At 54.8% G+C, this 14,087-nt stretch carries 13 protein-coding genes; 5 read left to right on the top strand and 8 right to left on the bottom strand.

The annotated features are described in order from the left end of the window. Positions 1-85: 85 nt before the first annotated feature. Complete coding sequence (locus HKT17_RS12305; RefSeq protein ID WP_171100418.1) at positions 86-1,132, top strand: HD-GYP domain-containing protein; 1,047 nt, start codon at positions 86-88, stop codon at positions 1,130-1,132. Positions 1,133-1,401: 269 nt separating this feature from the next. Beyond that, positions 1,402-1,530, top strand: coding sequence for a hypothetical protein (locus HKT17_RS15700; RefSeq protein WP_256367090.1), 129 nt, complete (start codon positions 1,402-1,404; stop codon positions 1,528-1,530). 173 nt (positions 1,531-1,703) lie between these two features. Here the strand turns inward: HKT17_RS15700 and HKT17_RS12300 are convergent, their stop codons facing one another. The 3 genes from HKT17_RS12300 to HKT17_RS12290 are packed head-to-tail and all read right to left on the bottom strand — an operon-like array spanning position 1,704 to position 4,507. Next, positions 1,704-2,690: a quinone oxidoreductase family protein gene (locus tag HKT17_RS12300; RefSeq protein ID WP_171100416.1), complete on the bottom strand. Its 987-nt coding sequence runs from the start codon at positions 2,688-2,690 to the stop codon at positions 1,704-1,706. Next, a complete protein-coding gene (locus HKT17_RS12295; RefSeq protein ID WP_205882429.1) occupies positions 2,687-3,628 on the bottom strand; it encodes a DMT family transporter in 942 nt (313 codons plus the stop codon). Before HKT17_RS12295 ends, HKT17_RS12300 begins: the two co-directional genes overlap by 4 nt. A gap of 15 nt (positions 3,629-3,643) precedes the next feature. Next, the gene (locus HKT17_RS12290; protein WP_171100412.1) at positions 3,644-4,507 is read right to left on the bottom strand and encodes an NAD(P)-dependent oxidoreductase; all 864 of its coding nucleotides are present in this window, start codon (positions 4,505-4,507) and stop codon (positions 3,644-3,646) included. A 131-nt stretch (positions 4,508-4,638) separates the two neighbouring features. Here HKT17_RS12290 and HKT17_RS12285 point away from each other — a divergent pair, with 131 nt between their 5' ends. Then, a complete protein-coding gene (locus tag HKT17_RS12285) occupies positions 4,639-5,094 on the top strand; it encodes a YaiI/YqxD family protein (protein ID WP_008252002.1) in 456 nt (151 codons plus the stop codon). Here the strand turns inward: HKT17_RS12285 and HKT17_RS12280 are convergent. Genes HKT17_RS12280 through doeB2 form a run of 5 tightly spaced genes read right to left on the bottom strand, consistent with a single transcriptional unit; the run spans position 5,091 to position 10,524 of the window. Next, a complete protein-coding gene (locus HKT17_RS12280; RefSeq protein WP_171100410.1) occupies positions 5,091-5,408 on the bottom strand; it encodes an EthD family reductase in 318 nt (105 codons plus the stop codon). The genes HKT17_RS12285 and HKT17_RS12280 overlap by 4 nt on opposite strands. A gap of 25 nt (positions 5,409-5,433) precedes the next feature. Next, positions 5,434-6,807, bottom strand: a complete 1,374-nt coding sequence (locus HKT17_RS12275; RefSeq protein WP_205882428.1) for an NAD-dependent succinate-semialdehyde dehydrogenase — start codon at positions 6,805-6,807, stop codon at positions 5,434-5,436. Continuing rightward, on the bottom strand, positions 6,804-8,060 hold the full coding sequence (doeA, locus tag HKT17_RS12270) for an ectoine hydrolase (RefSeq protein ID WP_171100408.1): 1,257 nt from the start codon (positions 8,058-8,060) through the stop codon (positions 6,804-6,806). The genes HKT17_RS12275 and doeA overlap by 4 nt, the downstream gene beginning before the upstream one ends. Continuing rightward, positions 8,057-9,334, bottom strand: coding sequence for an aspartate aminotransferase family protein (locus HKT17_RS12265; protein ID WP_240965806.1), 1,278 nt, complete (start codon positions 9,332-9,334; stop codon positions 8,057-8,059). Before HKT17_RS12265 ends, doeA begins: the two co-directional genes overlap by 4 nt. A 5-nt stretch (positions 9,335-9,339) precedes the next feature. Further along, the gene (gene doeB2, locus HKT17_RS12260) at positions 9,340-10,524 is read right to left on the bottom strand and encodes a N(2)-acetyl-L-2,4-diaminobutanoate deacetylase DoeB2 (protein WP_171100406.1); all 1,185 of its coding nucleotides are present in this window, start codon (positions 10,522-10,524) and stop codon (positions 9,340-9,342) included. Positions 10,525-10,681: 157 nt separating this feature from the next. On the opposite strand from doeB2, the gene HKT17_RS12255 reads away from it, so the two are divergent. Beyond that, a complete protein-coding gene (locus HKT17_RS12255; protein ID WP_171100403.1) occupies positions 10,682-11,395 on the top strand; it encodes a glycerophosphodiester phosphodiesterase in 714 nt (237 codons plus the stop codon). 54 nt (positions 11,396-11,449) lie between these two features. Continuing rightward, positions 11,450-14,086: an alanine--tRNA ligase gene (alaS, locus tag HKT17_RS12250; RefSeq protein WP_171100401.1), complete on the top strand. Its 2,637-nt coding sequence runs from the start codon at positions 11,450-11,452 to the stop codon at positions 14,084-14,086. The last annotated feature ends 1 nt before the right edge of the window (position 14,087 follow it).

Genomic DNA, 14,087 nt, shown 5'->3' with positions numbered 1-14,087 from the left:
AGGGGGAAAGGGTTTCAGATTCCTGAAAGGCCTGCCGTTATTCCATTCGAGGAGAATGCACCGCATTCGCAAGGGAACCCGCACCATGTCTGTTGAACAAGCCACCGATGACAAGCAGTTGATCAAGGAACTAGAGCGCCAGTTGGCGGAGTTCCAAGGCAATGCTGACAAGTTAAGCAAGGAAGTTGAAAGTTTGCAGGGTGCAAACTCAAGCTTGAGTCATCAGCTTGAGTCTCAGCGTGCCGAAACCCACCAGATGCAACTGATGCTGGAGCAAATTCAGCGCGAGATGCGCATGCAGTACCTGGCAGCAGTGAAGTCGTTTTCCAATTTGATGGAGTTGCGTTCGCCACAACTGGCTGCCCATGGCTTGCGAGTCGCTGAATTGGCGCGTTTGATTGCCAAAGAACTTCATGCCAGCGATTCTGCTTTGCAGGATATTTATGTGGCTTCGCTGTTACACGACATTGGCAAGTTGGGTTTGAGTGACGACACCTTGTTCAAGCCTGTGGTGGAGTTGAAGGGCGATGCACGCGTGGCCTTGATGAAACACCCGATGAAGGCTCAGGCCGCCTTTCATGGTTTGTCGGAAATGGTGCATGTGTCCGAAATTATTCGACACCACCATGAGCGCTATGATGGCCAGGGCTTTCCTGATGGGTTGGAGGGCGAGGGCATTCCACTGGGTGCGCGAATTCTGGCAGTGGCAGAGGACTACGATGAATTGCAACAAGGTTGGCTTGCCTCCAAAGCATTTGATGAGGTTCAGGCCCAGGCATTTTTGGTGGGGGCCGCTGGCAAGCGTTACGACCCCAAGGTGATTGCAGTTTTACCCACTGCCCTTGTAAAACTGAAAGCGGCCGAGAAGGCCAATGAGAAGATTTTGCATGGTGAAGACCTGTGCGAGGGGTTGGTGTTGGCTCGTGATTTTGAGGGGCCGGACGGGTTTATGTGGTTGTCAAAAGGTCAGGTTGTGTCTCGCCACTTTATTGGCCGAGTGCGGGAGGCTGAACAGCAGCATGGTGTTCAGCTGAAACTTTATACCGTGAAAACTGCCAATTCTCGGACTGCATCTTCAACCAAAGATACGTCACTGCAGCCTGCGCAGCAGACTGGGCATGTGGCGCTGTAGGTGACTTGGGAGCTGAACTTGAAGGGTCACCGCTGCGGTTTATTGCTGGTTTCTTGCCAACTCGGCATGGGTTCCTTGTGTCGCACTGAAAACCGCTTGATCCCTTGTTGAATGGATTCTTGCTCACCTCGCTCGGCAAAACAGACGGCCGAGTCTCGGTGTCGGCATGAAGCCGACCGCTGCGAATCCACTCAAACGGGGCGGTTTTCTTGAAGTGCGCCCCAAGCAATCCCACTGCCGAGTTGGCTTAAACCCGCAGAGTGCGCTCATTGCAAATTCAGCTCCCAGCCACTCCCGTGCGGCGCTTCGCCACCACCACGCAACTCGCAGCTGTGTTTGGTGCCCAATCGGCGGCGGTGTTTCGATCGCCTCGCCTTCAAGAAAACCTGCCCGTTTGAATTCACCCGCCACGGTCGGCCGTGGGCCGGCACCGAGACTCGGCCCGCCCTTTTGCCGAGCGAGGTGAGTCAGGGTGAATATCAAAAAGGGAAATACAGGTTTTCTGGCAAGAGATCGGAACCCAAGTCGATCGGGCAGTTAACCGGCAGTCAAGCAAGAAAGAGAGATCCGATCAAGGAATCAGCACGGTGCAACCTGTGGTGCGTCGTCCTTCAAGTTCGGTGTGCGCTTTCACCACATCGGCCAGCGCGTATCGCTGATTGATTTGAATTTTCACAGCCCCGCTGGCCACAACGCCAAACATTTCGGCTGCGCTTTCAAGCATTTCGGCCTTGTCTACGGTAAACGATGCAACCGTGGGGCGGGTCAGCACCAATGAACCGCGCTCGGCCAGCCATTGCAATGGCACTGGGTCTACTTTGCCACTGGCATTGCCAAAGCTGACCATCATGCCGCGCGGTTTCAGGCAATTCAAGGAATCAACAAAGGTTGCTTTTCCCACGCTGTCGTACACCACCGGCACTCCCTTGCCATCGGTCAGTTCTTTCACGCGATCGACGATATTTTCTTCGCTGGTAATAATCACTTCGGCGCAACCATTGGCTTTGGCCAACTCCGCTTTCTCTCGAGTGGAAACAGTGCCGATGACTCGCACGCCCAGCGACTTTGCCCACTGGGTAGCAATGGTGCCCACGCCACCCGCAGCGGCATGGAACAAGATGGTTTCACCTGCCTGTACTTTGTACACGCGGCGCAGCAGGTACTGCGCTGTGAAGCCTTTCAGCATCATGGCGGCGGCGGTTTCAAAATCAATGCTGTCCGGAATTTTTACAAGCGGGTGTGCCGGCATGTTGCGCACGGTGGTATACGAACCCACCGGGCCGGAGCCATAGGCCACGCGGTCGCCCACTTTAAGGTCAGTTACGCCTTCTCCAACTGCACGCACAATGCCTGCACCTTCGGTGCCGGGGCAGCAGGGCAGGGGTTGTGGGTAAACGCCAGTGCGCCAATACACTTCGATGTAATTCAGGCCAATTGCTTTGTGTTCAATCTGCACTTCACCGGCTTTGGGTGGACCCACTTCGATGTCTTCCATTTTCAATACATCGGGTGCACCGGGGTTGTAAAAACGAACAATTTTTGCAGGTGTAGTACTCATGTCATCGCTCCTTCTTTTGCTTCTTTTTTCATGCTGAGTAAGGCTACACCTGCAATTACAAGTGCGGTCCCCACAGCATGCCAAACGGTAAATGGTTCTTCTAAAATCCAGGTGCCCAGCGCAATCGTGGCGATGGGGCCAATCATGCCCAGTTGCGACACACGTGGTGCGCCGATCAAGCTGATGGCAGTCATTACGGCGAATACTGGTACAAAGGTGCAAAACACCGCATTCACGAGCGACCAGCCCCACACGGGCAAAGGTTGTTCAACAATGATGCTCAATGGCTGCTGCAAGTTGATTTGTATCAGTATGGCTGCTGCGGAAACCAGGGTGGCCATGGCGGTAACGCGTATGGTGCCCAGTCGCTTAAGCAACCTTTCGCCCACAATCAAGTAACTGGCATAGCAAATGGCAGATACAAAAACCAGCACCACGCCCAGGGCCGTGTTGTCGCCCACCAGTACGGTTTCATGGCCATATACCACTGCCAGCCCCACGTAGCTAAGCGCCATGCACACAAGCTGCCAGGGTTGGGGCCACTGGTGTTTGATGATGCAGGCAATCAGCAACACGATGGAGGGATAGGTGAACAAGATCAGCCGTTCAAGCCCGGCCGTGATGTATTGCAAGCCCATGAAATCAAACAGACTGGCGAGGTAGTAGCCCAGCAGGCCTGCCAAGGTAATCAAGCCATAATCTTTGGCTGTCATTTTTGCGGCATTTTTTTCTCGCAACACGGTGAAGATGAGCGCGCCCAGAAACAGCGGTAGCGACAACAGCATGCGCATGGCCAGCAGGGTGGATGCGTCAACCGGGTAGGCATACGCCAGCTTCACCACAATCGCTTTGCCAGAAAAAAAGATGGCGCCCAAGAGCGCCAAACCCACGCCCCAAGCCGTGGGTGATCGTTCCAATAAAGCGCGCGTTCGGCTCAAGGCTGGCGCGCGCTTTTACAAACGTTTGATGAGGCTCGAGGTGTCCCAGCGCTGGCCGCCCATGCCCTGTACCTCGGCATAAAACTGGTCAACCAGTGCGGTCACTGGCAGCTGAGAACCATTGCGGCGTGCTTCTTCAAGCACCAGGCTTAGGTCTTTGCGCATCCAGTCTACTGCGAAACCGAAATCGAATTTTCCCTCCACCATGGTTTTGCCACGGTTGTCCATTTGCCAGCTTTGTGCGGCACCTTTGCCGATCACTTCAAGTGCTTTGTTGACATCAAGCCCAGCATTCATGCCGAACTTCAGTGCTTCTGACAAACCTTGCAGCAAACCGGCAATACACACCTGGTTTACCATTTTTGTCAGCTGACCGCTGCCCGATTCACCCATCAAGGTAACAGCCTTGGCGAAAGCAGCAATTACGTTCTTCGACTGTTCAAAGTCTGCATGAGTTCCCCCGCACATCACAGTCAACTGGCCATTTTCTGCACCAGCCTGACCACCAGACACTGGAGCATCGATGAAACCGAAACCTGCGTCTTTCGCATGTTCAAACAGTTCGCGGGCAATTTTTGCACTGGCTGTGGTGTGGTCGATGAACACCGCGCCTGGCTTCATGCCGTGGAAAGCGCCATTGATGCCCGTGCAAATTTGGCGCAAGTCGTCGTCGTTGCCCACGCAGGCGAAAACAAAGTCCTGGCCTGTCGCGGCTTTTTCGGGCGTTGTGGCCATTTTGCCGCCGTGCTGTGAAACCCACTTTTCCGCTTTGGCCGAGCTGCGGTTGTACACAGTCACCTCGTGGCCTGCTTTGGCCAAATGACCTGCCATGGGGTATCCCATAACGCCCAAACCCAGAAAAGCAACTTTGAAACCCATATTGACCACCTGAAAAGTTTTAGTTCTTGAGAGAACTGTATCGGAATAGAACCGGTATTGCGCTTCGGATCATCCCTAGGTTTTGCGATTTGATACGATCGGAGCTTGTTGCATTTTTGCGTGGTCAAATGATGAAAATCTGGGTTGACGCCGACGCTTGCCCTGTTGCAGTGAAGGAAATCATTTTTCGTGCGGCCGATCGAACTGGCATTGAAACCACCTTGGTGGCCAATCAGTACATTCGTACGCCACCCTCGAAGTTCATCAAGCTGTTGCAAGTGCCCCGTGGTTTTGATGAGGCCGATGATGAAATTGTACGCCGCGTTGAGGCCGGGAATTTGGTGATTACCAGCGACATTCCCCTGGCTGCCCAATTGGTGGACAAAGGGGCGCAGGTTTTAAGCCCGCGTGGGGAAATGTTCACCGCAGAAAATATCAAAGCCCTTCACACGATGCGCGATTTCATGGACACCATGCGGGCAAGCGGCATTGATACAGGCGGCCCACCCGCTTACAGCCAGGCGGACCGAAAAACCTTCGCCAGTCAGTTCGACCGAATCATCGCGAAGTTTCCCAAGGCTGTTTAGCCTTTCTCAACCGTCACTTCACTGATCACAATCACCGGGCTGGAATTGGTGTAGTTGGGAATGTCTGCCATGATTTCTTGCGCATGGGGGCCGAAAGCGGCCTGAAATGCCTCGACTGAATCCACCAGCAAATGTCCCATGGCCACAAATGCCGGCGCGTCCCCAGCGCCACCGGCCAGGCCTTTGTCGACCGTGTAATGGTGCAGGGCTTTGCCCATTTTGCTTTTCACCAGCGGCATGTGGGTGGTTTTGTAGTAATCGTGGTCAAAGCTGACGCCTTGCGCATTGGGGTACATCACACTGACTTTGATCATTTTTGGTTTGTCTCCTCGACTGCCTCTATTTAATCCAGACCTGCTTGGCGTTAACAAACTCGCGAATGCCGTGTGGCCCAAGCTCGCGGCCGTAACCCGATTGCTTGATGCCACCACTGGGCAGTCGGGGGTCGGTTTTTACAATGCCATTGACTGCCACCTGTCCGGCCTGCAGTTCATGGACTGCGCGCATGGCTTTGCTGGTGCTGGCTGTCCATATACTAGAGCCCAAACCGTAGTTTGTGTTGTTGGCCACTGCCAGTGCTTCATCAATATTTTCTATTTTCATCACTGCCATGACCGGACCAAAGGTTTCTTCCTCAAATGCACACATGCCGGGCTGCATATCGGCCAGCAAAGTAGGGGGATAGTGGTAGCCAGGCGCATCGGGAAGCTGACCGCCCAGCAGGCACTTTGCACCTTGTTCAATGGTTTGCTGCACCTGGCGATGAAGGTTATCGCGCAGGTCCTGGCGGGCAATGGGGCCAATGTCGGTTGTAGATTCCAGCGGGTTGCCCATTTTCAGTTTGGCCAGCCGCACCTTGAGCAAGGTGGTGAATTCTTCATAAACCTTCGCTTCAATCAATATGCGTTTGGCCGCAATACAGCTTTGACCGGCATTGATGATGCGTGACAACACCACCACATCGGCTGCGCGTTCCAGGTCGGCATCGGCCAGTACAATACAGGGGTCAGAGCCCCCAAGTTCAAGCACCGCAGGTTTGAGCTCCGATGCGGCGGTGGTTGCAACTTTTCGACCTGCCGCGCTTGAGCCTGTAAAGCTGACCGCCACAATGCGCGGGTCGCGAATGGCTTGTTCCACATGCTCGGTGCGCAGCGGCAAATTCACCACCACGCCAGCAGGCGCACCCGCCTCCTGAAACAAGTTGGCCAATGCCTGCGCCGTGGCCGGTACGTTCGGGTCGTGCTTCATGACGCAGGTATTGCCCGCCATCAGTGCCGGGGCCAGGTAGCGAAAGGCCAGCCAGGCTGGTGCATTCCAGGGCAATATGCCTAACAAGGTGCCCAATGGCTGGTACTTCACATAGCTTTCCGATGCATCGGATGCGATCCATTCGTCGGCCAAATGCCTGCTGGCATGCTCAGCATAGTACTCGCAACAGCTGGCGGCTTTTTCTACTTCCGGGCCACCTTCTTTCACGGGTTTGCCCATTTCAAGTGCCATTAGTTCAGCCAGCCTGCTTTTGTGTTTGCGCAATTGGGCAGCCACTGCATGAAGCACTTTGCCGCGCTCAGTAAATGATTTCGAGGACCACGCAGGAAAGGCTGCAGCAGCAATGCCAATTTGTGCGCTGATTTGTTCACCTTGCAGGGCAAGATGCTCGCTGATTTTTTCGCCGGTGAATGGGTTGGTTGATGTGAGCATGGCAGTGGTCATACAGCTTGGTCCTCCTGCGTATTTGTGTCAGTGGCCGCTTTTTTCTTGCCGGGTGTGGTGTTCACTGCACTGAGCGTGTGAACGTTTTTTTCAGGTTTCACGGTGAAATCGCGGTCGAGCGAAAAAAATGATTCGCAACCGTTTTTTGTAATGATGATGGTGTCGGAGATGCCGCAGGTTTTGTCACCATCCACACCCCACATCCACGGAATGATGTGAAAGGTCATGCCCTCTTCAAGGATGGACGATTCGCCCTGCTTCAAACTCATGATGTAGCCTTCATCCCAGCTGGGTGGGAATGCAATGCCGATTGAATACCCTGAGCGGGTAATCAGCCGAGCGCCCACATCGTTGTGGGTAATGATATTGCGCACCAGGTTGTCGGCATCCGACACGGTCATGCCCGGTTGAAAATACTCATGAACGGCATCCAGCGCATGCTTCATGGTCTCTTGCGCTTTGTACATGGAGTCGCTGAGTTCACCCAGCACTGCAGTGCGCATCATGGCGGTGTGGTAGCGTCTGTAGCATCCACCCACTTCCAGAAATACGTGTTCGCCGGGTTTCACCACACGGCCTTCCCAGGTGGCGTGGCCTATCATGGTGCGTGGTCCGCTGGTGACGTAAGGCATCACGGCGGGTGGCTCTCCACCAGCCTTGAACATGGCCGACGAAATGGCAGCGCCAATGTCATTTTCGGTGGCGCCGGGAACACAGGCCTCCAGGCCCGCTTTCATGCCCGCTTCCGTTGCAGTTGCGGCTTTTCTCATGAGCTCAATTTCAACCGGCGATTTGCGCAAGCGGCCTTGTTCAACAATGCCGAAGCAGTCCAGCAGTTTGCCTTTGCTCAAGCGGGTGTGGACAAAGTCTTGCTGGTAGGCCGGGAAAAAATAACTGTTTCTCTCGTAGCCAATTCGTTTGTCATCCAGCCTGAATTCACGCAGTGCATCCAGCAACATTTGAATGGCATCGCCAGTGTCGGGGTAGGGGCGCGATTGTTCTACCCAAGTGCGCGCAAACACATTCGATTCTTCCAGTGCACGGGTAATCATGAACGGCTCGTCTTCAAGCGGTACCACCAGTGCCTGAAAAAATGAGTACCCCGTTGTTTGATAGTCGGTCAGGTACATGATGTTTTCAGGATCGGTGATCACCACCGCATCCAGCCTGCGCTGGGCAATACGCATGCGCAATTCCGCGATGCGCCGCTCGTATTCCTCGAAAGGAAAGGTCATGTCATCACGTTTTTTCATGCGGCCTCCATCACGCGGTTCACCGCCTTGATCAAGGTGTTCAGGCCTTCTTCCAAGTCGCTGTCAGGAATGGTCAACGGTGGAATCAGTTTGATGACTCGCCCGCCAGTGCCGCAGCTTGCAATCATCAGGCCGTTCTCGAAACACTGGTTCACAATGGCTTTCGAAGTCTCGGTGCTGCCCACGTTCAATCCCAGAATCATGCCCTTGCCGGTCAGCTCCAGTTGTGGGTGACGGTGCACCACACTTTGCATGGCCGCGTGCATCACCTTTGCCTTGCGCTTCACCTCGGTCATGAGTTCATCGTTTTCGAAGTAGGTGAGCGCTTCACGACCGGCCACAAACGACAGGTTTTGTCCGCGGAAGGTGCCGGTGTGTTCCCCCGGCGCCCAGTGCTTGTCAATTTCAGGCTTCACCAAATTCAGCGCCATGGGTGTGCCCCAGCCGCCGATGCCTTTGGCCAGGCACACAATGTCGGGGTCAATGCCCAGTTCATCAAAACTGAAATAGCTGCCTGTGCGGCCGCAGCCCACTTGAATGTCGTCCACAATCAACAGGGCACCCAATTCATGCGCAAGTTGTTGGAGTGCTTGAAGCCACTTGGCGCTGGCCACCTTCACACCACCCTCAGCCTGAATGGTTTCAATCAAGAATGCGGCGGGTGGTGCCACGCCGCTGGATGTGTCGGCATACAAGGCGCGCATGCGTTCAATGCTTTCTTCACCGCAGCCCAAAGTGCAACCTTTGCAGGGCGTTTCGCAGCCAAAGGCTTGGTGGGTCACATGTTGCAAAGGTACACCCGCAGCGCCACGGAAATACGCATTGGCGGTGCAAGCCAGCGAACCCAGAGTCATTCCGTGAAAGCCATGCGAAAAGGACACAATTTGTTGTCGGCCCGTGACGCGTCGTGCAATTTTTAAAGCCGCCTCGACGGAGTTGGTGCCTGTGGGTCCCATGAACTGCATTTTGTGCGGCATGTTCCGGGGCTTGAGCACAACCTCTTCGAATTTTTCAATAAAGGCACGCTTGGCCACTGTGGCCATGTCCAGGCTGTGGGTGACACCGTTGGATTGAATGTAATCCACCACTGCTTTTTGCATGCGCTCGTTGTTGTGCCCAAAGTTCAGCACACCGGCACCTGCAAAAAAGTCGATGTACTCTTTGCCGTTTTCATCGGTTTGTCGGGCGTTCAATGCCTTGTCAAACACCACTGGATAGGTGCGGCTATAGCCGCGCACATCGCTTTCTCGTCGCTCAAAAGTTTGCATGTTCATTCACATCACTCCTTGTTGTTGTGTGTTGGGTCGGGCGCGCCAGCCAGGTGCGCGTAAAGGCGGGCAACCGGTTCAATCAAGGCGTCGTTGAAGTCGTAGAAAGGGCTGTGGCAGGGAACGGGTTCTTCCCCCTTTTTGCCTGCGCCCACCAGGGCAAAAGCCCCTGGAATTTCCTGCAGGTAATAGCTGAAATCTTCCGAGGCCATAATTGGCACGGGTGTGGCAACATCAAAGGCCGCGTCGCCCATCACCGCACGCCAAGCGGCCCTTAACTTGCCTGCCTGCGCGGCATGGTTGATGGTGGCGTTGTAGCGCGGTTCAATGGTGACTTCGGCGCTTACGCCATAGGCGTGGGCGGTGTTCTCCACCACTTCAACAATCAAGGCGTTAATTTGCTCTCGGGTGGTGGAGTTGGGCACACGAATGCTGCCACCCAGTACAGCTTGTTGAGGGATAACCGTGGGCCCGCTGGGTGCGTTAAATGAGGTAACACTAAGCACAGCGGTTTGTTGGGGCGCAAGCCTGCGCGCCACTACCTGTTGCAAGGCCTGCACCATGGCACTGCCCGCCAACACAGGGTCGCGGCACAATTCAGGCTGGCTGGCGTGGCCGCCCTGGCCGTTTACGGTAATTTCGAATGTACCGTTACCGCACATCACAATCCCGTCAGGGCAAACCAGTTGGCCTTCAGGTATGGCAGGCCAATTGTGCCAACCGTAAATTTCATCAATGCCTTCCAGTGCGCTGTCCTCAATCATGCGCAGCGCACCGTGCCCACCTTCTTCGGCGGGTTGGAATATCAGGGTGATTGGCCCTGGCAATGTGTGTTCAATACTTTTCAAGTATCTGGCTGTGGCCAGTAGGGCGGCAGTGTGGCCGTCATGCCCGCAGGCATGCATGCAACCCAATTGGCGGGAGGCCCAGGTTTTGCCGGTTTGTTCTTCAATGGGCAAGGCGTCAATATCGCCGCGCAAGGCAATGTGGCGCGCACTGAATGCAGTGGCCGAAGTATTCAGGCGCGCCAAGGTGCCGGTGCCCGCGCATGGGGACCAGCTAATATTCAGTTCGCTGAGCGTTGTTCTTATTTTTTGAGCGGTGCGTGTTTCATGCCAGCTTAGTTCAGGCTCGCTGTGTAACTCTCGTCGCAAACGTATCGCTTGGCTAATTGTGTTTTGCCAGAACGCAGACATTGCCCTCCCTGTTAAATGGACTATCCTTTTACCTTAACACCAGAAGGGACTGCATTAAAACCGTTGAAGTTCCGGGATAACCCTTTAAAAAGTAAATAAATTTACTTTGACCAAGCTAGGTCTAGGTCAAGGATTAACAATACGTGGATGACAGAAAATGCAACTTTGGGCGCATCGCGGCAGCGGAAAAGGCGAGCTTGAAAACACGCTGAAAGGTTTTGAGATTGCATTAAATTCCGGATTTAAAGCCGTGGAGTTTGATGTGATGTTGACGGCCGATGGCGTGCCCATGATTCACCACGACTGGGTAATGGGGCGTTGCGCCCGGTCTGTTGACCCCGCCATGGCGGCCACCGATCCGCTAACCCGTTTTGACAGTCTTCGTGCTCGCGACCTTCGGCATTACTCGGTGCAGGGCGAGCCCATACCCAGCCTCGCCCAAACCATTCAGTTCTGCTTAGAGCATGGCATGCGCGCCAATGTGGAACTGAAAGCCACCCACCCAGCCAACGCGATTGCCTTGGGGCGGGCGGTGAAGGTCGCAGTTGAAGAATTGCCTGCCGATCAACAGCACCACATTTGCGAGAACTGGGTGTTTTCCAGTTTCTACCATGCAAGCCTGTTGCCACTGAAAGGTTATGACCTTGCCTTGTTGTACGAGCAGTTGCCCGACCACTGGGCGCTGCATGCCGATGCGCTGCAGGCCAGTGCCATTCATTTGCACTGGAGCGGGGCGGAGCCCACTGCTTTGCGCCGCATACACACCACAGGGCGGCTGGTTCGGGTTTATACCGTGAACGACGCGGAACAGGCGAAAACGCTGCAAGCCTTGGGTGTAAAAGGGCTTTTTACGGATCGAATGACCTTATAATCGAGGGTTAAACCAAAAACCGCATGCCGCTTTACTCAGGAAGGTAGCCCCAACATGAAAGTCGCTGACATTCGCGAAAAGTTTCTTGATTTCTTTGCCAGCAAAGGCCACACCAAGGTGGCTTCCAGCAGCCTGGTGCCGGGCAACGACCCCACCCTGTTGTTCACCAACAGTGGCATGGTGCAGTTCAAAGACGTGTTCACCGGCAAAGACAAACGCCCATACACACGGGCTACTTCCAGCCAGCGTTCAGTTCGCGCGGGCGGCAAGCACAACGACCTTGAAAACGTGGGTTACACGGCCCGCCATCACACCTTTTTTGAAATGCTGGGCAACTTCAGCTTTGGCGATTACTTCAAGGAAAACGCCATTCAGTACGCCTGGGAATTGTTGACCACGGTTTACAAGCTGCCGCCTGAACGCCTGTACGTCACGGTGTATCAGGAAGATGACGAAGCCTACAGCATCTGGAACAAGCAAGTGGGTGTGCCCGCCGAGCGCATTATTCGCATCGGCGACAACAAGGGCGCGCGTTACGCTTCCGACAATTTTTGGCAAATGGCCGACACCGGCCCTTGCGGCCCTTGCACCGAAATTTTCTACGACCATGGCCCCGAAGTGTGGGGTGGTCCACCCGGAAGCCCTGAAGAAGATGGTGACCGATACATTGAAGTGTGGAACCTGGTGTTCATGCAGTTTGACCGCAGCGCCGACGGTGTGTTGCACCCGCTGCCCAAGCCCTGCGTTGACACCGGCATGGGCCTGGAACGTATTGCTGCAGTGCTGCAGCATGTGCACAGCAACTACGAAATTGACCTGTTCCAAACTTTGATTAAAGCGGCCGCGCGAGAAGTGACTGCGCAGGGCAACGCGGTTGATTTGACCAACAATTCACTGCGGGTAATTGCCGACCACATTCGCGCCTGTTCATTTTTGGTGGTGGATGGCGTTATTCCCGGTAACGAGGGTCGCGGCTATGTGCTGCGCCGAATCATTCGCCGCGCCATTCGCCATGGCTACAAGCTGGGTTGCCGCAAGCCATTCTTCAACGCCTTGGTTGGTGATTTGGTGGCAGAAATGGGCGAAGCCTACCCTGAATTGGCCAAAGCGGCCGCACAGGTGCAAAGCATTTTGAAGGCCGAAGAAGAACGCTTCTTCGAGACCATTGAAAACGGCATGGCCATTCTGGATTCCGCCCTGGGTGCGTTGCCCAAGGGTGGCATGCTCGATGGTGAAACGGCATTTAAATTGCACGACACCTACGGCTTCCCGCTGGACTTGACCGCCGACGTGTGTCGAGAACGCGAAATGAGTGTGGATGAAGCTGCGTTTGACGCGGCCATGAACAAGCAAAAGCAGCAGGCCCGCGCAGCAGGCAAGTTCAAGATGGACGCTGACCTGGCCTACAGCGGCGTGGCTACTGAATTCAAGGGCTACGATGCGCTTGAAGTGGCCAACGCCACCATCACCGCCATTTATGTGAACGGCACCTCGGTGAACAGCATCACTGCCGGGCAGCAGGGCGTTGTTGTGTTGGACCAAACCCCTTTCTATGCCGAAAGTGGTGGCCAGGTGGGCGATCAGGGCGAAATTTCAAGTGGCGCAGCTTGCCTGAATTTGTTCCGCGTATTGGACACACAAAAAATTCAAGCCAATGTGTTTGGCCACCATGGCGAATTGGTGACTGGTGAATTGAAAGTGGGCGATGCAGTAGGCGCACAGGTTGACCACTACCAGCGCAACCGCACCATTCGCAACCACAGCGCCACCCACTTGATGCACAAAGCGCTGCGCGAAGTGCTGGGCGACCATGTGAGCCAAAAGGGTTCGCTGGTGGACGCAGAAAAAACCCGCTTCGACTTTGCACACCACAGCGCCATGACGCCCGAGCAAATTGCCCAGGTTGAGCGAATTGTGAACGAAGAAATTCTGGCCAACGCGGAAACGCAAGCCCGCATCATGGACATTGAAAGCGCCAAGAGCGCCGGCGCCATGATGTTGTTTGGCGAGAAGTATGGCGACACCGTGCGTGTGCTCGACATTGGTTCTTCTCGCGAATTGTGTGGTGGCACTCACGTGCAGCGCACCGGCGATATTGGCTTGTTCAAAATTACCAGCGAAAGCGGCGTGGCCGCAGGCATTCGCCGTGTAGAAGCCACCACTGGTTTGGGGGCGATGGAATTTGCCCAGAAGGCGCAAGCCCAGGTGGATGCAATTGCGCAAAGTCTGCGTGTGCCCGCTGCCGAGGCAACTGCCAAAATTGGCCAGATCATGGACCAGGTGAAAAACCTGGAAAAAGAGCTGGACCGCTTGAAAAGCAAACTGGCGGCCAGTCAAGGCGATGACCTGGCTGGGCAGGCCGTGGATGTGGACGGTGTGAAAGTGCTGGCTGCCAAACTGGAAGGTGCAGATGTGAAACAGCTGCGTGAAGCCGCTGACAAACTGCGCGATAAATTGGGCAATGCCGCTTTGGTATTGGCCACGGTGCTGGAAGGCAAGGTCAGTTTGATTGCCTCGGTCAGCAAAGAGGCAACCGCCAAGGTTAAAGCAGGTGACCTGGTCAACTTTGTTGCCCAACAAGTGGGTGGTAAAGGCGGTGGTCGACCCGACATGGCGCAAGCCGGCGGCACACAGCCGGAGAATCTGGATGCGGCATTGGCCAGTGTTGTGGATTGGGTTAAAAATAAATAAT

Source organism: Limnobacter sp. SAORIC-580 (assembly GCF_013004065.1).
Classification (GTDB): domain Bacteria; phylum Pseudomonadota; class Gammaproteobacteria; order Burkholderiales; family Burkholderiaceae_B; genus Limnobacter; species Limnobacter profundi.
Note: the sequence above shows the minus strand (reverse complement) of the source record. Positions and strands in the feature narration are given on the sequence as shown.